A 21,200-nucleotide genomic window follows, 5' to 3' on the forward strand; every position below is an offset into this window, starting at 1 on the left:
GCGGGACACGCCCGGTTCGCCTGTGAAGTGAGCGCCGTAGGAATCTCCGGCCTTCAGGCCGGGGAGGATGTCAATCATTGTGCATCAGCAAGTGGCATGCTTAAGCGTGAAATTGATAGAACGATGCTAATCGTTGTCTTGGACTCGAAGCGTATGCGCAATGCGCTAGTAGCAATTAAACGCAGCATAGACTAGTGCCGCAAAGCGGATCATCAAGCTGACTGCTACCGCTGCCGGAGCTATCGCCGAGCACGGCTGAGTTATCACTTGGCTTGATTGAGCTGTCCTCCGTCGCCACTTGTCCGCCACCAGGAGCTTGATAATCGGGCCGCTCAGGATAGCTACCGTGCGCACCGCCACTGCTGTTTGGCGCGCTAGCAGCTGTTGCGCCAGATGCCTTTTGGCTAGAGGATAATGGGCACCAAATACCGTTACAGTTGCTGATTGGCTGCAAGCTATCCGTTGCGGAGCTAATTAAGCGCTCATTTGCAGCCAGCTGATGCTGCCAAATCACTTTAGCGTCTGGACTATTAGGCCATAGTACGGGGTGTGACTGCATGCCGATATGAGCGCTTAGCGCCATTGCCAAATAACCAGCATCTTGATAGCTTTGCTGAAGTGCTGAATCACTACGCTGGAGTAACTTCATCAGGGTAGCGACACCTGGCACAAGGGGCTTATAGGGATAGATGAGATCCACGCTGAGAATATTGGCTTCAAAAATACTTTCTTGGGAGTTAAGACCGCGTGGTTTGGCTTGATGTTGCTCGGCTTGGTAATTATTATTAATGGCGGCAAAACCAGTACTGCGGGCAATCGCCAAGTCGGCCTGACTGAAATCCTTAAAATGTGCTGTGGTGGGTGAGGTAATGGTGATGCGCCAGGGCGAGGTGCCGCTGTTGCGACTTACTTCAGCTAAGTAATCATCGCGACGCGCTTCAATACTGGCGTGTCGACCTGCTGGTGCAAATAAGGGCTTTAAACCCTCTTCAAAGCTAGCTATGATACGTTCCGGTTTGGCATGCGATACCGCAGCAACCCGTTGTGCTTCAAGTAGCGCAAGCCGTACATGCTGCTTATGCATATACCAGCGAGTTGTTTCAGTGGCACCTAATCCCAGTAGCAGGATGGGTACGGCCGTGACTAAAAACTCAATCACGGCAGCACCTTGCTGAGAGCGGAGTGTGGAGGAGGTTAAGGCATATTTTTTCATAAAAAAAGTATGCCTTAATCGATGTGCAGCAACAATACACAAGACTACGTATTATGTGCTTCGCACGATGTGCCATCGCGCTTTTATGGCTAATTGAACAAAAGCGGCGAGGGCAGGCGTTGGCTTCATAGGGCCTCACTCAAAGCCTAGCCGCCCTAGTTGCCGTGCGGTGCTGGGTAATTCTGCCGGCACCGCCTAGAAGGGATAAAAATGCCTCGATGACTTAATGCGTGGTAGGACTGCTGTGTGCCGCTAATTTATCTTTATCAATAAAGAGCTGGGCGCATTCAATGGCATCAAAGTGATAGGGCTTGCCACAGTAATCGCAGTTCACGTCAACTGCGCCGCGCTCTTCTAAAATCGACTCGACCTCAGTAATCCCTAGCATATGAAGCATATCGGCTACCTTTTGTCGGCTGCAACTACAGTACCATTGGATGGGCTGGTCAGCATCCGTTTTGATCAGTTGATCTTCCCAGAATAAGCGATGCACTAATTCATCCTCGTCAAGCATTAATTGCTCTTGGCTGCTGACGGTCTGCATAAAATGACCTGCTTTTTCCCAGTTTTCCGCCGCCTTTTCTTTATCAATACTGATGCCACCACTACTAGCTAAGCGCTGTAATAGGATGCCGCTAGCTTTGTTATCATCGGCAGCAAGGCGTATATAGGTTTCTAATTGCTCGGAGCTACGCATGTAGTTTTCCAAGACTTCGGCAACGCTATTACCCTGTAAATCGACAATGCCTTGATAAGCTTGTTGACCCTCTTGGCGGTCTTTAAGATCTAAAATTACCACAAAACGACCACTACGATTAGGGTTCAGTAATTCTTGAAAAGTGGCATTTTCTTTAATGGCATATTCTTGACGCAACTTGACCGTCGCTCGTAAGCGCAAATCGGAGCCGCATTCAACCACAATCAGTGCAATCGGACCATCGCCCTGCAGTTGCAATACCAGGCTACCCTCAAACTTAATATTTGAAGCCAATAAAACTGCAGCGGCACAAAGCTCACCTAAGAGCTTTTCAATCACCTTAGGGTGTTGTTGATGCTGACGAGCATCTTGCCAAGTCTGTTGAAGATTGGCGGTTTGAATACGCAAACTGCGATCGGCAAATAGATACTTTTTTAATAAATCACTCATAGAATAGGGCTAATGCTGTATAGCGAAAAACGGATAGATACAATACGCTTATAAAAGGGCTAAAAGCACTATATGCGGCTATCGTGCTTTTTTTTCAAGGGCAAGGGAATGGCTGGGACTGTGTGTTAGAGGCTGCACTAATCAATGCGTTTCAACTTTTCACGATAGTTATTGCCTTGCTCTACATAATGACGCGTACCTTCGTGACTACGCGCCAGATCCTCTGCAGTGACCTCGCGCACAATCTTGGCTACGCCAACGACAACCGAATTATCCGGGATGATTTTACCCTCAGGAATCAAGGCACCGGCACCGATAATACAGTTTTTGCCGATAACCGCATGATTTAAAATCGTCGCACTCATGCCAATGAGACTACCGTCACCGATGGTACAGCCATGCAGCATCACCTTATGACCTACGGTGACGTTTTTGCCAATATAGAGTGGGGTGCCGCGATCAATATGCAGCACTGACCCTTCTTGCACATTGGAGTTCTCATCAATAATGATGCTGTCATTATCAGCCCGGATCACTACCCCTGGCCAAATGCTGACATTCGCTTTGAGCGTCACTTGACCGATTAAAATCGCTCCCTCAAACACAAAGGCACTGGGATCAATGCTTGGTCTAAGATCGCCTAATTCATAGATGGCCATTTGCTCTCCTCAGTGAAATAGAATGGCTACACTCTAAAAATATAGCCGTCTTCGTCTTGGTAAGCGGCAATGCCGGTGCTATACCAGCCGTCTACTGTCTCAATTTCGTGAATTTGCGCTTGTTGCCAATAATGCGTGGCAAGACCGGGATCATCGTGGCCATGATAATCAATCGCAGCGACCGCTAATACTCCCTTGGTCCCGACGGCAACCCGCATCCCCTCATCATCAATGATACTGAAGCGACGACCGGGGTAGATATGGCCCATGCTGTTTTCACGATCAGGCCATTTTTCGGCACTGTCGCCTGCCAGATAAACAAAAGCCACATCCGAGTAGATACCATTTAGCGTGGCATTAAAACGCCGCTTAACCCACGCATTTAAGCTTGTGGTTTTTTCATGATCGGGAATGGCAATGCAGCGAATGGCTAAATCAAAGGCAGGCAAGGTCTCATCATAATCACGAATGCGCTCTAATTCCTCCGCTGTGGTGAGGATATTAGTCACTTGATAATGCTCTAGTAGGGTAAAGAGACGGGGTATGGTGCGACCGCTAGGGCAACCCACAATCGAATGGCCGAAGTATAAGGCGGGCAATAAGGCATTGATTAGGCCGAGGCCGCTATTCCAATCATAGGAGGACCAGAAAATATCATTTTCCTGAGGGAACCAGTTTTGTGAAGCAACAAAGCCGGGCAGCGCACCGATTAAGGCGCGATGACTTAAGATGGTGGCTTTGAGATTTGGATCAAAGGGAATCTCATGCTTGATCTTACGATCCAAAGGCTCCGGACTGGGTTCGGGTTGGGGATAGACCATCATGGCTGGGCTATCGGCAAGTGTATTAATCCGATTGAATTGGCTCGGCTGACGTGCTAATAAGGTCTCAAGCGAAATCAGACGATCGTCCTCGGTGTCGACGCCGATAATTTGCTTAACCAGGGTGTGATTATCCAAGGACGCCATAAAGGGTGCCAAGGTATGCTTATCGATAATGGCTACTTTAGCCTGACTATCGATGACACGAGGGGCGTATTGATAGCTACTCAAGCCAGCAGTTAGTGGTACCGCAATCGCTCCGACAGTGAAGGCAGCAAGCACCGCTACCGCACTATCAGCAGAATGCTGTAAGCTGATAATAATACGGTCTTGGGGCTGCACACCCATGCGCACTAAGCCATTGGCTAATTTATTGACACGCTCGGAAAGTTGACGATAGGAATACATCGTCAATTGACCCACTTGGTCTTCAAAGTAAATGGCAGCTTGATGACGCACTTCTTGGGGGTTAATAGCCCAACGGTGGCAACAGTAATCGGCAATATTGAATTGCTCAGGCACCAACCATCGGTACGACTGGTATAGGTCTTGATATTGATCAGTCATGGTATAAGAAGTGAAGTAAATGCGATAAAAAGCCTACGAAATACACAGATTTTTGCAATATTACTTCTAATTTTAACATTTTTAGAATTTTTAGCTAGTAGCTATTTTTTATTATTTATCAGCTCAGTGCCGACCAAGACGTCGTGTAACATTTGACGATCCCGGCGAAAGAGGGTCGGCACTAAGTTTAAAAAGGGGCAGAAAATAATAAATATGCTAATCGAATTCCAACCCACCGCCAGCGCGATCTGTTGCACTATAAAGGCCCCGCTTAAGGGTAACACCCACATGAGGACATAACGAGCAATGGCTTGAAGCCAAGTAAGGCGTGGCTGTCGTTTATTATGCAGTACAATCCCCCAAGCCTTCATTGCCACCGTTTGCCCACGTCTGAACCAAGAAAGTAAAAAGTATGCGCCGAGTAATAGAAAGAGGGCTAATTGTCGTTGCCACATTAAGCGTTCTGCTTCATGGCTTTGAGTCAGTGTATCGAAAATATAGGCGCCCACAAAAATTAAACCAAAGAGCAACATGCCTTCATACATCATGCTGGCAAAGAGCTTTAAACGTCGAGGATAACGATCGGTTGTTGCGGTCGTAACAGTTACATCAGCGTGTGGACTTAGCTTGTTTTCAGTCATAGGGCTATGCTTAATTTATTGATCGCGAAAACTCTCGCGCACCATCTCAAACACAAACATGCGAGTTTCTAAATTACCATTGTAGAGCGGGATACGGCGTTGCGCTTTGAGGCGTAACTTCTTAGGCAGCTCCAAATCACTGCTAATAATATTGACTCGCCAGCCGTCAAACTGTTGCTTTAAACGGCCAGAAAAAGGCAGCCAAATATCATCTTGACCACTTTCTAGACGCTCCCCATAGGGTGGGTTGGTGATAATTACGCCGCTTGGGCAAGGGGCCTCAATGGTTAATGCATTAGCGACTTGCAACTTAATGGTATTGGGGTTGAGATTCGCTCTTTCCATATTGGCACGTACTGCTTCAATCGCCTCAGGGGAAATGTCCGAGCCATACAATGGTGTATCCAGGCTCGGTTTAATCTGGCTAAAGGCCGCATCTCGTAATTCATGCCACAGCGGTCGGTTGTGATTGCGTAGGCGCATAAACTGAAACGGACGATGCAAACCAGGCGGTACGTTTTGTGCCCACCAAGCGGCCTCAATTAAGATGGTGCCACTACCGCAAAAGGGGTCTAGCAGTGCTTGTCCAGGTTCCCAACCAGAGAGTGCTAACATGCCGGCAGCGAGGTTTTCGCGTAGTGGTGCCGAGCCCTTATCGAGGCGCCAACCGCGCTTGAAGAGCGATTCACCGGAGGTGTCTAAATAGAGGGTGGCTTGATTGCGATAGAGAAATAGATGCACCTTGGCATCTGGTCTGACGGTATCAATGGAGGGGCGAGCGCCTTCTTTTTCACGAATGCGATCGACAATACCATCTTTTGCTTTTAGGTTGCAAAAGTGTAGGCTTTGCATCGGGCTCCGTATGGCTGAGGTATCCACTCTTAAGGTGTGTTCAGGGCCAAAGAAGTGCTCCCAAGGCGTGCGCAGTGCCAAGGCATAAATATCCTCTTCATGCTGGACTTCTGCTTGCGCTACTTGCAATAAAATGCGGGTGGCTAAACGACTGTATAAATTAGCCTTCATCATACCCAACCAATCGCATTGGAAATAAACGCCAGAGCGGCCTGCGCTAATCTCCTTAAAGCCTAAATGCTGTAGTTCCTTGCTTAATGCTTCTTCTAAACCCTGAGGGCAAGTCGCAAAGGCAGTGGCTACAAGCTCTGGTGACTCGGCTTGATAGTTAATGCCTTGTGGGGCTGGACGACCCGGTCTCGGGTCTAGGCGCGGCGTAGTGGGACGGCTCTCACTAAGCATACGACGCTGGTTACTGACGCCTCGGGCTTCACGGCGGCGCAGCGCTCCTTCATCATCGCTCTTACGTTGCGGGTTCCATGCGCTGGTGGGCACATCGGCTGGCTGACGTTGGGGGCGATGCGCTTCTTTGGCGGCTGCTTGTTTGGCTAGGCGTTGCTCCGTCATGCCATGTTTTGAAAGACGGTAGGCAAGATTTTTATCCGTTTTTAATTTTTCCGGACTGACCCCAGTGCGTGCGAGGGTGCGTGCAGAAATCTTGCCTTGACCCTGTTCGTACGCCGCCTGTTCTAAACGACGAGCGCGTGGTCCGGTACGCTGACGAGCCGCTTTACGAGCTGCGGTGGTACCCTTTTTAGCATCGGGGTTAAGTGATAGGGTGCTTCTTTTGGAAGAATCATGTGTTGACATAGGCTAATTTACCCGCCACTAAAAAGGTTTGAAAATAACTAAGTACACAATCGCCAGCATTAAAATCACAGGAATCTCATTGAACCAGCGATAAAAGCGATGCGTTTGTTGATTGCTTTGCGTCGCAAAGCGTTGATAAATCACATAGCAATAGTAATGGTAAACAAAAACAAAAAACACCAACAGTAATTTGAAATGCAACCAGCCATGCTTCATGCCGATAACACTAATGAGCAACACACCGAATATCAGATTGACCACAGCAATGATGCTCATAAAGCGTAACAGACGTTTTGCCATGCCCAAAAGCAGGGTGTAGCCCTCGGAGCCGGGTGTTTGGGTAGCCAAGTTGACATAGATGCGTGGCAGATAAAATAAGCCAGCAAACCATGAAGCAAAGAAAACGATGTGTAACACCTTATACCAGAGATAAGCCATGAGTCTTTCCTTAATAATTGAACATGAATTTGAGCTTAGCCACGCTGTTGACCATTGCCATTTAATACCCACTTGTAGGTAGTCAGCCCCTCTAGCCCGACGGGGCCACGTGCATGTAAGCGATTGGTGGAAATGCCGATTTCAGCGCCTAAACCGTATTCGAAACCATCCGCAAATACCGTCGGTAAATTGACGTAAACCGAGCTGGAACCAACGGCTAACTGGAAATGTTCGGCACGCTGCAGATTGTCAGTAATAATTGACTCGGTATGACCGGAACCGTATTGGCTGATATGCTCAATGGCTTCATCAATCGATTGAACGATGCGAATCGCAATAATTGGACCGAGGAACTCCGTGGCCCAATCTTCTTCAGTAGCATCCTTGATGGCTGCTTGCTCATTCGATTGCAAGCCCGCAGCTACCAAGATTGCTTTACTTTGTGGACAAACTCGCATCTCATCCCCATGCGCTTGAAACTTTCGAGCTAGTTCGGGCAAAATCGCTGCCGCAATACTTTCATCAATTAATAAGGTTTCTAAGGCGCCGCAGATACCATAGCGATGTGTTTTAGCATGAAAAGCCAAATCAATCGCCATCTGATGATTAGCATACTGATCCAAATACATATGGCAATTACCGTCCAGGTGCATAATCATCGGCACCTTGGCTTCTTCAGCCAAGCGCGCCAAGAGGGATTTACCGCCGCGTGGAATAATCACATCAACATATTCACTTAGACGAATTAATTCACCCACGGCAGCCCTATCGGTGGTTGCCACTACTTGCACCGCGTACTCCGGTAGATCATTGGCTTTAAGGCTTTGGGCAATTAACTTAGCAAAGGCCTGATTAGAGTAAAAGGCTTCACTACCGCCTCGTAAAATACAAGCATTGCCAGACTTTAGACAGAGTGCCGCCGCATCAACCGTGACATTAGGGCGCGATTCATAAATAATGCCGATGACGCCGATGGGCACACGCATTTGCGCTACCCGCATGCCGTTTGGACGTACCGTGGTGGCTGACAGTGAGCCTACTGGATTAGGCATAGCGGCGATTTGACGCAAACCCCTTTGCATAATATCAAGGTATTTTTCAGTTAGGGTTAAGCGATCTAATAAAGCAGCCTCGAGTTGATTGGCTTTGGCTTTGGCCACGTCCTTGGCATTTTCAGCTAATAAAAAGGCCTTATTATCATTAATCAAATCGGCTAAGCTTAGCAATGCTGCTGATTTTTTTTGATCACTGAGACGCATCAGACTGCGTGATGCTTCACGCGCTTGTTTTCCTAATTGGCGCAAATAGTCCTGTATGGACAAGTCGGAAGAGTGAGTAGACTGAGTGTTCATAAGGCGATTAAGTAGTTGAAATTTAAAATATAATGATAAAAATGGCTATACCGCTTGAGGATTAACGATTTTTAGAGCAAGCCGTAGCAGCTCTTGCCAGGGATCGTTTAAGCGCCCCTCCACCGGGATACCCTTTAAAATGCGATCCACATCATGGGCGTGTTGAATCAAGCCCATCAGCTGCATTAAGCTTAAACGTTCTAGAGCCCGTAAAATCAAGTTTGATTTGGGTGGGCGTAGATAGAGCGAGCGTAGTTGGCTTGACGGGTTTAAGCCCTTGGAACGAGCCACGGCTAAGTGATATAGATGACGAATATCTGTCATCATAAAACCCAGGATCAAAGGCAGGGCTTCACCTTCGGCCGCCAAGCCCTCAATAATCCGTCGGGTGCGAGTGGCATCCCCCTGCAGCATGGCACTACTGAGTGACATCACATCAAAACGTGCCACATCTTGAATCGATTGTTGAATCGCTTCAAAGCTAATGTCACCCTCGGGATACATCAGACCGAGTTTGATGATTTCCTGATGAGCGGCAAAGAGATTGCCCTCCACACGATCCACAATCCACGCTAGCGTTTCTCTGTCTACGCTTTGCTGTTGGCGCTTTAAACGTTCAGTAATCCAAGCCGGGAGTTGCTCTCGTTGGATAATCGGTAATTCATAAACCTCGGCTGCAGCGGAAAGGCTTTGCCACCATTTTGCCTTTGTCGTCTGAAAGTCTAATTTCGGTAAGCTGATAATGACCACCGTATCCACCAAGCGTCCTTGCCTGACTTCCTCGGCTAAACGTATTAAGGCCTGAGCGCCTTTGGTGCCGGGCTTACCGGTGGGGATGACGAGCTCCAGAATTTTACGTTCCGCAAATAGTGACAGGCTTTGGGTAAACTCCTCAATCACACCCCAATCGTCGGTGGCGCTAAGGCTAAGCGAACTACGTTCGCTGTAATCATGCTGTTGCGCCCAATGCCGGAGTGTATCGACGCTTTCAATTCTTAACAGCAGCTCATCACCGGCCACACAATAGAGCGGTGCCGGCGCTGCTTGTAGATTGATGGTAGCAGGATTAAACTTGGCCATTAATGCGTGTGTAATGCTTGATAACGCTGAATTACCTCATCTGAGGTAATTCGTTGCAAAATAGAATTAGCGATATTACGCTCCATATCGGCATAAAGTTGTTGCATCTCAGCCGCTTTGGCGTCGGCATTATCCTCATCATAGGGTAATAAACGCAGACTGGAGAGGGTGGTTGGCTCTAATAAGCTATTCCCAGCACTATCGACTAGGGTAAAGCTGATGTAGAGGCCTAATTCGTATTCCTCTACCTTACCGTCTACCGTCAGTGATACCTCTTTGCGAGTACGGCGATTATTAAGTTGTAATAATCGTACTTCGGACTCTTCGGCCGTGTCGACAATTCGGGTATGCGGTGAGTTGGCACGGATACCACGAATAATCTGGCTGCCAAAAGAGCTCTGGCTATTGATGTTGGTATATAAACTAGTAAAGGGCAGGGGCGTAGCGCCACGCAGCTTAAAGCCGCATGCTGCCAGACTCACCACCAACATCAGGAGTACTAAAAAAGCAGCCGCTTGCTTAACGGTGGGTGCTAAAGCTTGAGCTCTAGCAGCGCTCAATCGCTGATAACTCATGCTTATCCTACCACGTTCACTAATCGTCCCGGCACCACAATGACCCGCTTAATCGGACGCCCCTCAAGGAAGCGCTCAACCGCCTCATGTTCACGTGCTGTTTGTTCAATCAGCGCTTGATCGGCGTCATTAGGCACCATCATGGAACCGCGTAATTTACCATTAATCTGTAGCACTAACTCGATTTCATCAGCCACTAGTGCCGCTTCATCCACGACTGGCCATGGTGCATCCAGTAAATCACCATAAGTCTCGGCAAAACCCAGGGCGCGCCAGAGATGCCAAGTAATATGTGGCACCACCGGATAGAGCATACGTAAAAGAATTGATACCGATTCACGAATTGCGTGCTGCGCCAACTCACCTGCTGGCAATTGCGCCGCTTCTAATGCATTTAACAACTTCATATTCGCCGAGACGACAGTATTGTACTGAATTCGGCTATAGTCATAATCCGCTTGCTTTAAGAGTGAGTAAGTCTCAAGACGTAAGTCTTTGATGGCTTGCGCCAGCTCCTCTTGAGCCGCCCAGTCGATGTTATCTTGAGCCTGTCGAATCTCATCTTGGTGCTTGTAGCAATAATTCCAAAGGCGACGTAAAAAGCGGTTGGAGCCGTCCACGCCACTTCCAGACCACTCAAGTGTTTGCTCCGGTGGGCTCGCAAACATCACAAATAAACGTGCTGTGTCTGCCCCCATGGTATCAATTAAGTGTTGTGGATCAATACCATTGTTTTTGGATTTGGACATGGTGCCGATACCGTCGTAGCTGATCTCGGAGCCATCACTTTTTAATTTGGCACCAATGATATTACCCTTGGCATCTAAGATATTGTCCACCTCGGAAGGGGCAAAATACTCAATGCCACCAAGTGCATTGCGGCGTGAATATATATGGTTGAGTACCATTCCTTGGCACAACAATTTAACAAATGGTTCGTCATACGCTAAGAGACCCATGTCGCGCATCACTTTGGTCCAGAAGCGTGCATAAAGCAGGTGCATCACCGCATGCTCAATCCCGCCGATATACTGATCCATCGGCATCCAGTAATTATTGCGCTCATCTACCATGGCTTCGTGATTGGCAGCGGAGGCATAGCGCATAAAGTACCACGAAGAGTCCACAAAGGTGTCCATGGTGTCAGTTTCACGCTTGGCATCTGCGCCACAACAAGGGCACGTTACCTGCAGGAACTCCTCACATTTATTTAAGGGGTTACCACTACCATCGGGAATAAGATGCTCCGGTAATACCACTGGTAGATCCTTTTCAGGCACTGGTACTGGACCGCAACTAGGGCAGTGAATAATAGGAATAGGGGTGCCCCAATAACGTTGGCGGGAAATACCCCAATCACGAATGCGCCAAGTGACTTTTTTCTCACCTAATTGCTTGGCTACCATCAAGTCGGCGATTTTATCGACTGCTTCACTAATGCTGAGACCGTTGTATTCGCCGGAATTGATCAGCTTGGCCCCTTCTTTGTCCGCATACCAGTCCTGCCATTGTGTCGTCGAATAGGCGCGGCCCTCAATATCAATGACTTGCACAATCGGTAGTTGGTACTTCAGTGCAAAGGCAAAGTCACGCTCATCGTGCCCCGGTACGGCCATAACAGCGCCGTCACCATAGCTCATTAAGACATAGTTACCAACCCAGACCTCAATGTTGTCGCCGGTAATAGGGTGAGTGACATAGAGACCGGTAGGCACACCTTCTTTTTCTTTGGTCGCTAAATCTGCTTCGCTGGTGCCACCTTTAATTGCTTCTTTAATAAACGCGGCAACCTTGTCATCACGTCGCGCCGCTTCAACCGCCAATGGGTGCTCCGGTGCCACGGCGCAGAAAGTCACCCCCATAATGGTATCAATACGCGTCGTAAAGACGTATAGACGGCCGTCTTGAATCAACTGATTAGCGCCATCACGAATGTCATGAGTAAAGGCAAAACGCACGCCCTCACTGCGACCAATCCAGTTTTCCTGCATCAAACGGACCCGCTCAGGCCAGCCGTCTAAGTGGTTTTTGGTGTAATCCAGTAGCTCCTCGGCGTAATCAGTGATTTTTAAGTAATAGCCGGGAATCTCACGCTTTTCAACTAAGGCTCCAGAGCGCCAACCGCGACCATCAACCACCTGCTCATTCGCTAAGACGGTTTGATCGACAGGATCCCAGTTAACCACTTGGGTTTTACGGTAGGCAATGCCTTTTTCCAACATTTTAAGAAAAAGCCATTGGTTCCAGCGATAGTATTCTGGATCGCAAGCACACATTTCACGAGACCAGTCAATGGCTAAGCCCATGGACTGCATCTGCTTTTTCATATAGGCAATATTATCGTAAGTCCATGTTGCAGGCGGTACCTTGGATTTGATGGCGGCATTTTCCGCAGGCATACCAAAAGCGTCCCAGCCCATCGGCATCAAGACGTTATAGCCGCGCATTCTGAGTTGGCGTGCCATGACGTCATTGATGGTGTAGTTCCTAACATGACCCATGTGGAGCTTACCACTAGGATAGGGCAACATGGAGCAAGCATAGAATTTAGGTTTTTCTTCGCCGGCGGCGTTTTTGGTGCCCTCTACCACACGGTAGACATCGTGTTCTTGCCAAATGGTCTGTGCTTCTTTTTCAACAGCAGAAGCATGGTAATGTTCTTGCATAGATAGACTTCTAGAGAGAATAGTGATCAAAGTTAGCGTTTCTTAGCTGAAAAAAGCAGTTATAATTGAGGCTGCTTTTCCTGCTAGCGCTGATTGCATGCTTAATCAGCCTAAGTAAATACTTCATTATACCCTTGATTGGCTTTTTTACGGTTCTTTATCCGGGGTGTGAATAATCAATAATACTGGCTATGACTCTTCAACGTTCCACGCATTTTTATCGCTTTACCCTCTGTGCTCTGATGGCTTTGGCGCTGACTGCTTGCAAGACCAAGCCCATGTATACCGAGGGTGATGTGCATTTTGAGCTTACTTGCGTTGAGGCTGATGCGACGGTGTGCGAGCAGGGTTTACGTGAGGCCTGTGCCAAGTATGAGGGGGAGGTGGTCGCTGTTGAGGTGCGGCGTGAACGCTATGTTAGCGAAGCCTTGAAAGCTGCGCTACGCAGCCAGGGGATACAGGCTCAATCGGTGCATTTGATTTGTCGTCCACCGGTACAAGAGCAGGAGGATATTGCGCGCCAGGGTAGCACGCATCCTGATAATTCAGCTGCCGCCCAGCGTGATAATCTGAGCGGTCCGCTGAATCTGGATCCGAATGCTAAGAATGATCCTGACGAGGCGCCATAGCAAGCACCTGGTGAATGGGTCTTAGCGTAAGCCAAAGCAGACCGTACTTTGGCAGTATGTCTCGTACCTGTCTTCTATATAGGCGACAATTTTCTCCGGCTCATCTTCAATAATAAATAAATCTAAATCAGGCGCAGAGATGTAACCATTAGCCAGTAGTTGCTGTTTAATCCAATCCACAAGGCCGCACCAGAACTCACTGCCTACAAAAACGATGGGCGCACGATGCGCTTTGCCTGTTTGTATCAGGGTTAAGGTCTCAAATACCTCATCCATGGTACCAAAGCCACCCGGCATCATAATATAGGCTGCGCTATTCATAAAGAAGGTGGTTTTGCGGGAAACAAAGTATTTAAAATAAAGACTTTCGGACTGGTAAGCGTTATCATGCTGCTCATGCGGCAGTTTGATATTGAGACCGATGCTGTGGCCACCCGCTTCAAAACAGCCCTTATTGGCCGCTTCCATCACCCCCGGGCCACCACCAGAAATGATGCTGAAGCCCGCTTGAGCGAGCAATTTACTGATCTCAATGGTTTTGTTATAGTACAAAGAGTCTTTTGCTGTGCGTGCACTGCCGAAAATACTCACGGCCTTATTGATATGCAGTAGGTGTTGTGCTGCGGTCGCCAGCTCCTGAGAAATTTCAGCTACCTGATCATTGACCGTATCAGCTTTTGAAGCTTCGACTTGCTTCATTTCCGTGCGACTGACTTGTTTAGCGTTTTCAGCCTTATCTTCTACTGTAAGATCGGAGTCTACAGTTAAATTTTCTTTATTGATGGACATGAAAAAAACCTTATTACTTGTTGATGGCTCAAGCTATTTATATCGCGCATTTTTTGCGATGCCGAACCTACGGAATGCCCTGGGTGAGCCCACCGGGGCAATCTACGGCGTCATGAATATGATGCGCAAGATAAATCAAGATTATAATCCTGATTATATGGCTTGCGTCTTCGATGCTAAGGGTAAAACCTTTAGAGACGATATCTATAAAGAGTATAAAGGTAATCGGCCACCCATGCCCGATGATTTACGTTCTCAGATAAAACCGATTCACGACGCCATCCGTGCCATGGGTTGGACGGTGATTGCGCTCGAGGGGGTTGAGGCCGACGATGTGATTGCTACCCTGGCCAAAAAAGCCACGGATAACGGCATTGAATCGATTATCTCCACCAGTGATAAGGACATGGCGCAACTAGTGAATGAGCACGTCACCTTAATTGATACCATGAGTAATCAGGTGATGGATATTGAGGGAGTCAAGGCGCGTTATGGTGTCAAGCCGGAGCAGATCATCGACTATTTAATGTTGATGGGGGACACCTCAGATAATATCCCTGGGGTACCTAAGGTAGGTCCTAAAACCGCTGTTAAATGGCTTGAGGAATACGGTACCTTGGATAGTATCATCGCACATGCCGATAACATCAAGGGGGTGGTAGGCCAAAATTTGCGTGAGTTTATTCCCACCTTTGAAATGACGCGCCGCTTGGTCACGATTAAAGATGATTGCGATTTACCGGAGGCCATTGATACGCCGGACGATCTCCGTCCCTTGGCGCAGGACAAAGCCACTTTAATTGATATTTTTCAAAAATACGGTTTCCGCACCTGGTTACGTGAATTAACTGGTGATCCAGAAGCGATTCCGGCGCAGGATGCGAGGGTTGAGGCTGATGTGGTGCCTGCAGCACCAGCAGTGATTGACTATCAAACCGTCACCACTGAAGCACAACTAAAGGATTTGCTTGCTGTGCTTCAGCAGGCTGAGATAGTGGCTTTGGACACGGAAACCGATGGTCTTTACTCAATGGCTGCCCGCTTGGTTGGCTTATCCATGTCAGTTAAGCCGGGTCAGGCCTGGTATATTCCGGTCGGGCATCAAAGCTCGGTGTTGGACGAGCAACAGCAGCAACTGAGTAAAGCACGGGTGTTAGAGCAGCTGCGCCCTTGGCTAGAAAGTGAGCAAGCTAAAAAGGTGTTGCAAAATGCCAAATTTGACACCCATGTGTTAGCAAATGAGGGTGTACGATTAGGCGGTATTCAGCATGACACCATGCTGATGGGCTATGTGCTGGATTCCTCGAAGCGAGTCGGCATGGAGGAGCTGATGCAGCGTTACTTAGGGCGCAGTGGCATCAGCTATGAGCAGATTTGTGGCAAGGGCGCCTCAGCCATTAGCTTTGATCAGGTAGCGATCGAAAAGGCCGCCGAATACGCCTGTGAAGATGCAGATGTAACCTTACAGTTAATGCAGGTGATGCTGCCCTTAATTGAGGCGGAGCCAGGTTTTAAGCGTATTTATGAGCTGGAAATGCAGGTTTCCCCGGTGTTGACCACGATTGAGCGTAATGGGGTTAGGGTTGATGAAAAATCCTTAAATGAACAAAGCCGTGCCTTTGCTGAGCGTCTTGATGAATTGGAACAAGAAGCGCATGCGATGGTGGGGGAAGCCTTTAATCTGAATTCACCACGGCAACTGGGCGAGATTTTCTTCGAGAAAATGGCTTTGCCAGTCATTAAAAAAACCCCCAAGGGTGCTCCCTCAACCGATGAGGAAACGCTTAACCGCTTAGCCGAGGACTATCCTCTCCCTAAACTTATTCTTGAATATCGTAGCCTTGCTAAATTGAAGTCTACTTATACTGATAAGCTACCCGCCATGATTTGGCCGGCGACCGGACGAGTGCATACGAGTTATTCCCAAGCTTCCGTGGTAACGGGACGTCTCTCCTCATCGGATCCAAATCTGCAAAATATTCCGGTGCGTAGCGAGGAAGGACGTCGTATTCGCAGGGCTTTTATTGCAGAACCGGGCAAGGTGATAATGGCAGCGGATTATTCACAAATCGAATTGCGCGTGATGGCACATATTTCTGGCGACGAGGGCTTACGCAAAGCCTTTGCGGAGGGTCAAGATATTCACCGCAGTACGGCAGCGGAGATTTTCTCGCTAGCTAGTATCGATGAGGTGACTGCCGATCAGCGTCGCTCAGCTAAAGCAATTAACTTTGGGCTGATATATGGTATGGGCGTATTTGGTTTGGCTAAAACGTTGGATATTAGCCGAGATGCAGCGAAGCTTTATATTGATCGTTATTTTGCGCGCTATCCAGGCGTTGCTGATTATATGGAGCGCATTAAACAAGAAGCGTTGGAGCAGGGCTATGTAGAAACCGTTTTTGGTCGACGTCTCTGGTTTAAAGAAATTCAGGGCGCCAAGGGACCGCGTCGAGCCAATGCTGAGCGTCAAGCCATTAATGCGCCAATGCAGGGCACGGCGGCCGATTTAATTAAAATGGCAATGGTTGCCGTACAAAAATTTATTGATGAGAAAAAGCTTAAGAGCTTAATGATCATGCAGGTGCATGATGAACTTGTCTTGGAAGTACCCGAAGCTGAAAAAGACTTAATGCGTCAAGCCTTGCCCGAATTAATGAGTGGTGTGGCTGAACTCAGCGTACCTTTGATCGCTGAAGTGGCGGTGGGTGAAAATTGGCGTGATGCCGAGTAAATGGCAGGCAGTTGATGGTATTGCTGTGCGATTGAGTTAGGGTTCAGTAAGCGCCGTTGCGGCTTTTAGTAGATTAAAAAGCACCGTCTTAATCTGATTTGAGACGGTGCTTGCACTGATTAGTTACTTAAGGCTTGGATACGCACGGCTAGTGGCGGGTGCGTGGCAAATAAATTTGCCATTTTGGCATGATTGGAAATGCCTAAGGCCTGAATGTTTTTGGGTAATTCACCTTCTTGCATTTGCTGCAAGCGCTGTAAGGCCTTGATCATGGAACGTGGTGTGCCCATCAATTGAGCTGCCCCCGCATCTGCTCTGAATTCACGTTGGCGTGAGAACCAGGCCACGATAATTGAGGCCAATAGACCAAACACAAGCTCTAAAACAATCACGGTAATAAAATAACCGGGACCTGTGCCTTCACGGTCATTCTTAAAGACTGCACGGTCGATAAAGAAGCCCACCACTCGCGCTAAGAAGATGACGAAGGTATTTACCACCCCTTGAATCAGGGTCATGGTCACCATATCGCCATTTGCCACGTGCGCAATCTCATGGCCTAGTACGGCGGCGACCTCTTCCTCATCCATGCTTTGTAATAAACCAGTGGACACGGCAACCAGGGCATCGTTTTTAAAAGCACCGGTGGCAAAAGCATTGGGTGCGCCCTCATAAATCGCCACTTCTGGCATACCGATACCAGCACGTTGGGCGAATTGTGCTACGGTTTCCACCAACCAGGCCTCTTGGCGATTCGCTGGCTGTTGTGGATTAATGACCCGTGCCCGCGTGCTCATTTTAGCCATGGGCTTACTCAGCAGTAGAGAAATAATCGAGCCAGTAAAACCGACAATCAAGGCAAATATGAGTAGGGCAGTGTAATCAATCCCCTGCTCAGACATCCAACGGTTTAAACCGAAGAGGCTAGTCGTAATTGACAGCACTAAAATAATTGCCAAGTTTGTTGCAAGAAATAAAACGATTCGCATCATAGGATTTTCACTTTTAATAGGTAGGAAAAGGGATAAAATTAATAGTAAATTTTAGGTGCATACGCTTCACAATGGCAAGCACCAAATGTTATCTAAATGTCAGCTTTTAGCTATTGCTAAGGATTTTCTATGCATTCCTTTTGGATGTTATTAGCCTCGTTGATGTTTGCTTGTATGGGGGCGGCGGTTAAGTTTCTCGGTGGTTTGCAGGTGCCCTTAGCGCTGACAATTGTGGCCCGCGGTCTGCCCTCCGTGGTGTTGATATTTGTATGGGCAGTCGTTACCAAGCATTCGCTAAAGCCGCTTAGCTATAGATTACACTTTTTGCGTAATCTATTTGGTGTGACGGCCTTAAGCTTGGTGTTTTACTGCTATACGGTGCTACCACTAGCAACCGCAACCACCTTAAACTACTCTTCTTCTATATTTATAGGCTTATGGGTCTTTATCAAGGGGGTCGAGGGAAAAAGGGATTGGTTTCGCTTGTTTACCTGTCTGTTGGGCTTTGCCGGTGTGCTTTTGGTATTGAGACCGAGTTTTTCTGAGGACCAGTTAATTGCGATTGTGATGGGCTTAGGCTCAGCGGTATGTGCAGCGGTGGCAATGATGCAACTGCGTTCATTAGGGCAATTGGGTGAATCGACTTGGTTGACCGTCTTTTATTTTGCGGTGGTGGTGACTACCGTTGGTTTAGTCTCGCTTGATCGTAATGATCTGCAAGGGCTCTCAGCACAGGCATGGGCCGCTTTGCTGGTGGTCGGATTAAGCGGCTTGGTGGGGCAGCTTTGTATTACTAAGGCTTACGGTTCAGGTTCACCGATTTTATCAGCGGTGCTGCAGTATATGACCATTGTTTTTGCTGTCTTTTTAGGGGTGCTGTTTTGGGAGGATGTACCGGACCTGTGGGTTTGGCTCGGTATTTTAGGTGTGATTGGCGCCGGTGCTTTGTCCGCTTGGGCTACCATGCTTAACGTTCGTAAAGCGAGTGCCTCGCAAGCATTGAGAGAGTAATTCTTAAGGAGACGCATCGTTTTAGCGTGTTTTGGAATAATCTTGTCTATACTAAAGCAATAATGATAAGAGCAATCCATTTTTAAAGGAGACCACCATGAACCCCTTGATTTCAGCCGCTGATTTAAAGATCTTGTTAGACAGCAAAAGTGCCGCCAGCAAAGTGCATCTGATTGATGTACGCCACAGTTTACAAGACCCGCAGTGGGGACGTCGAGCCTATGTAGAAGGGCATTTACCGGGCGCCGTGTTTTTTGATGTGGATAGGGATTTATCCGCAAGCCCTAATGGCACCAATGGTCGTCATCCCTTGCCCGAGCGCGCCGAGTTTGCGGCCTTATTAGCAAGTCGAGGTATGCAATCCAGTGATCACTATGTTGTTTATGATGGCAGTAATGGTATTTTTGCTGCGCGTCTGTGGTGGATGTTGCGTTGGGTTGGTTGTGCTCATGTGCAGGTGTTAAATGGCGATATGGCTGCTTGGCAGGCGGTCGGCGGGCAGTTGGAGCAGGGCGCAGTGGCGTATGCGGCGGCCGTTGAATGGCAAGACGCACCGCGTTTGGTCGGTGGTCGGGTCAATGCGGATGAGGTGGAGGTTAATATTCGCCTCAAGGACTTTTTAGTGGTAGATGCGCGTGCAGCAGCACGCTTTAGCGGCGAAGATGGGCAGATGGATGCCGTGGCAGGGCATATCCCCGGTGCAGTGAATCGGCCTTTTAGCGAGAATTTGGAGGCAAACGGTCAGTTTAAGTCAGCTGAGGTGTTGCGCCAGGAGTTTAGTCAGTTATTGGGTGTCCGTCCGCCCAGTGAGGTAGTGGCTCAATGTGGCTCTGGTATCAGTGCTTGTCATAATTTACTGGCAATGGAGGTAGCGGGTCTCAAGGGGGCTAAGCTATATCCTGGTTCTTGGAGTGAGTGGATTAGCGATCCGAAGCGGCCGGTAGCAACCGGTCATTAGCATAGCAGTCACTAGCATAACTAAGCCCATGCGGATAAATTGCATGGGCTTAGCAGTGACTTATTTTATCTGCATCATGCCTTTATACCACTGATGGAAGTGGAGCATACCATCTTCCATCGGTGATTGATAGGGACCTGATTCCTGCACCCCGCGCTCCATCAGCGCTAGACGACCGGCATCCATGCGCTCAGCGATCTCATCATCTTCAATGGCGGTTTCCATATAAGCGGCTTTTTGTGCTTCAATAAAATCGCGTTCGAAGGCACGGATTTCTTCAGGATAGTAAAACTCCACCAGATTAAGCGTTTTTTGTGGACTCACCGGGTAGAGTGTTGACAGTACTAAAACGTGTGGATATAACTCAATCATTTGCGTGGGGAAGTAGGTGACCCAAATCGCACCGAAATCGGGGGCGGTGCCACCACGGAACGCTAATAACTCATCATGCCAACGCTGGTAAGCGGCCGAACCTGGATTAGCTAGGGCTTGGTGTACCCCGACTCGTTGCGAGCTGAAAAACTCACCATAGTCCCAACGCAAGTCGGAACAGGTGACAAACTGACCTAAACCAGGATGAAAGGGCTCCACATGGTAATCTTCTAGATACACCTCAATGAAGGTTTTCCAGTTGTAGTTACATTCGTGGACTTCCATATGGTCGAATTGATAGTCGGAGAAGTCAAACTCCTCTAGGCTAAGTAGTGCCGCCATATCGGCGCCGGGGTCACGCGGTCCCTCATAAAGCATGCCATTGACATTTTTAAATTCAAAGCGACTTAAGTTTTTACAGCTGGGTTGCTCATTAAAGTGTGGTGCGCCCAGTAACTGGCCCGATTTGTCGTAGGTCCAGCGGTGTAGTGGACAGACAATATTGCCGCCAGTTGCTTTCAAATTACCGCGATTGTTGGTGGGATCCGTGACATTACCCGCCTGACCACCTAGCATAATGGCTTGTCGATGACGACAGACATTCGATAATAACTCTAGACGGTCGCCATTACGCAGTAGGATGCGTCCAGCATTATCTTGAGCTAAAGCGAACCAGTCACCATTTTCGGGCACATAGGATTCGTTAGCAATATAAATGGCACTATTTTTAAAGATAAGCTCTTGCTCCTTGGCAAACACCTCATCATCAAAATAGTAATTAACAGGAATATCGGCTTCGGCAATGAGCTGTTGAGAAGCTTGTTGGATTTTATCGTTCATCAGAACCCCCCGAATGATAAGAAGAAAATTAAGAAGACCGACTCACCAAGGGTC

19 protein-coding genes are annotated in these 21,200 nt (G+C 48.2%); 5 read left to right on the forward strand and 14 right to left on the reverse strand.

Annotation, left to right across the window (positions count from 1 at the left end; genetic code table 11):
- Positions 1–195 (forward strand): hypothetical protein (locus HMPREF3144_RS11805; protein ID WP_210394307.1); only part of this gene is annotated, 195 nt, incomplete at its 5' end.
- Here HMPREF3144_RS11805 and HMPREF3144_RS09010 read toward each other — a convergent pair.
- The 11 genes from HMPREF3144_RS09010 to leuS form a co-directional block, all read right to left on the reverse strand.
- A complete protein-coding gene (locus HMPREF3144_RS09010) occupies positions 176–1,213 on the reverse strand; it encodes a TadE/TadG family type IV pilus assembly protein (RefSeq protein ID WP_048767925.1) in 1,038 nt (345 codons plus the stop codon). The two genes, HMPREF3144_RS11805 and HMPREF3144_RS09010, sit on opposite strands and share 20 nt — an antisense overlap.
- Positions 1,214–1,436: 223 nt before the next feature.
- Positions 1,437–2,360, reverse strand: coding sequence for an Hsp33 family molecular chaperone HslO (locus tag HMPREF3144_RS09015; protein ID WP_018027155.1), 924 nt, complete (start codon positions 2,358–2,360; stop codon positions 1,437–1,439).
- A gap of 137 nt (positions 2,361–2,497) precedes the next feature.
- Positions 2,498–3,019, reverse strand: a complete 522-nt coding sequence (locus HMPREF3144_RS09020) for a gamma carbonic anhydrase family protein (protein WP_018027156.1) — start codon at positions 3,017–3,019, stop codon at positions 2,498–2,500.
- A 26-nt stretch (positions 3,020–3,045) separates the two neighbouring features.
- On the reverse strand, positions 3,046–4,407 hold the full coding sequence (locus tag HMPREF3144_RS09025) for an AMP-binding protein (protein ID WP_070477528.1): 1,362 nt from the start codon (positions 4,405–4,407) through the stop codon (positions 3,046–3,048).
- A 101-nt stretch (positions 4,408–4,508) separates the two neighbouring features.
- Entirely contained in the window at positions 4,509–5,048 is a 540-nt protein-coding gene (locus tag HMPREF3144_RS09030; protein ID WP_048767928.1) for an RDD family protein, read from the reverse strand.
- Between the two features lie 15 nt (positions 5,049–5,063).
- Positions 5,064–6,710, reverse strand: coding sequence for a THUMP domain-containing class I SAM-dependent RNA methyltransferase (locus HMPREF3144_RS09035; protein ID WP_018027159.1), 1,647 nt, complete (start codon positions 6,708–6,710; stop codon positions 5,064–5,066).
- 18 nt (positions 6,711–6,728) lie between these two features.
- A complete protein-coding gene (locus tag HMPREF3144_RS09040) occupies positions 6,729–7,148 on the reverse strand; it encodes a CopD family protein (RefSeq protein WP_018027160.1) in 420 nt (139 codons plus the stop codon).
- A gap of 35 nt (positions 7,149–7,183) precedes the next feature.
- Positions 7,184–8,500: a glutamate-5-semialdehyde dehydrogenase gene (locus tag HMPREF3144_RS09045; protein WP_070477531.1), complete on the reverse strand. Its 1,317-nt coding sequence runs from the start codon at positions 8,498–8,500 to the stop codon at positions 7,184–7,186.
- A gap of 45 nt (positions 8,501–8,545) precedes the next feature.
- Complete coding sequence (gene holA, locus HMPREF3144_RS09050; protein WP_070477532.1) at positions 8,546–9,580, reverse strand: DNA polymerase III subunit delta; 1,035 nt, start codon at positions 9,578–9,580, stop codon at positions 8,546–8,548.
- Entirely contained in the window at positions 9,580–10,155 is a 576-nt protein-coding gene (lptE, locus tag HMPREF3144_RS09055; protein ID WP_018027163.1) for an LPS-assembly lipoprotein LptE, read from the reverse strand. Before lptE ends, holA begins: the two co-directional genes overlap by 1 nt.
- Before the next feature lie 2 nt (positions 10,156–10,157).
- Positions 10,158–12,821 (reverse strand): leucine--tRNA ligase, encoded by a 2,664-nt coding sequence (gene leuS / locus HMPREF3144_RS09060; protein ID WP_070477534.1) that lies wholly within the window; start codon positions 12,819–12,821, stop codon positions 10,158–10,160.
- Between the two features lie 191 nt (positions 12,822–13,012).
- Between leuS and HMPREF3144_RS09065 the strand changes: the two genes are divergently transcribed.
- A complete protein-coding gene (locus tag HMPREF3144_RS09065) occupies positions 13,013–13,450 on the forward strand; it encodes a hypothetical protein (RefSeq protein ID WP_141742767.1) in 438 nt (145 codons plus the stop codon).
- Between the two features lie 21 nt (positions 13,451–13,471).
- On the opposite strand, the gene HMPREF3144_RS09070 is transcribed toward HMPREF3144_RS09065, so the two are convergent.
- Positions 13,472–14,239 carry an LOG family protein gene (locus tag HMPREF3144_RS09070; RefSeq protein ID WP_246823938.1) on the reverse strand — a complete coding sequence of 256 codons (768 nt, stop codon included), beginning with the start codon at positions 14,237–14,239 and terminating at the stop codon, positions 13,472–13,474.
- Here HMPREF3144_RS09070 and polA point away from each other — a divergent pair.
- A complete protein-coding gene (gene polA, locus HMPREF3144_RS09075) occupies positions 14,238–16,973 on the forward strand; it encodes a DNA polymerase I (RefSeq protein ID WP_018027167.1) in 2,736 nt (911 codons plus the stop codon). The genes HMPREF3144_RS09070 and polA overlap by 2 nt on opposite strands.
- 119 nt (positions 16,974–17,092) lie before the next feature.
- On the opposite strand, the gene htpX is transcribed toward polA, so the two are convergent.
- Positions 17,093–17,965 carry a protease HtpX gene (htpX, locus tag HMPREF3144_RS09080; RefSeq protein WP_018027168.1) on the reverse strand — a complete coding sequence of 291 codons (873 nt, stop codon included), beginning with the start codon at positions 17,963–17,965 and terminating at the stop codon, positions 17,093–17,095.
- A 129-nt stretch (positions 17,966–18,094) separates the two neighbouring features.
- Between htpX and HMPREF3144_RS09085 the strand changes: the two genes are divergently transcribed.
- Entirely contained in the window at positions 18,095–18,976 is an 882-nt protein-coding gene (locus tag HMPREF3144_RS09085) for a DMT family transporter (RefSeq protein WP_070477540.1), read from the forward strand.
- A gap of 97 nt (positions 18,977–19,073) precedes the next feature.
- Entirely contained in the window at positions 19,074–19,934 is an 861-nt protein-coding gene (locus HMPREF3144_RS09090; protein WP_070477542.1) for a sulfurtransferase, read from the forward strand.
- 60 nt (positions 19,935–19,994) lie between these two features.
- Here the strand turns inward: HMPREF3144_RS09090 and HMPREF3144_RS09095 are convergent, their stop codons facing one another.
- Positions 19,995–21,146 (reverse strand): aromatic ring-hydroxylating oxygenase subunit alpha, encoded by a 1,152-nt coding sequence (locus HMPREF3144_RS09095; RefSeq protein WP_036560248.1) that lies wholly within the window; start codon positions 21,144–21,146, stop codon positions 19,995–19,997.
- Between the last annotated feature and the right edge of the window lie 54 nt (positions 21,147–21,200).

Origin of the sequence: Oligella sp. HMSC05A10 (genome assembly GCF_001808335.1) — a bacterium.
In the GTDB taxonomy this organism is placed as follows: domain Bacteria; phylum Pseudomonadota; class Gammaproteobacteria; order Burkholderiales; family Burkholderiaceae_B; genus Oligella; species Oligella urethralis.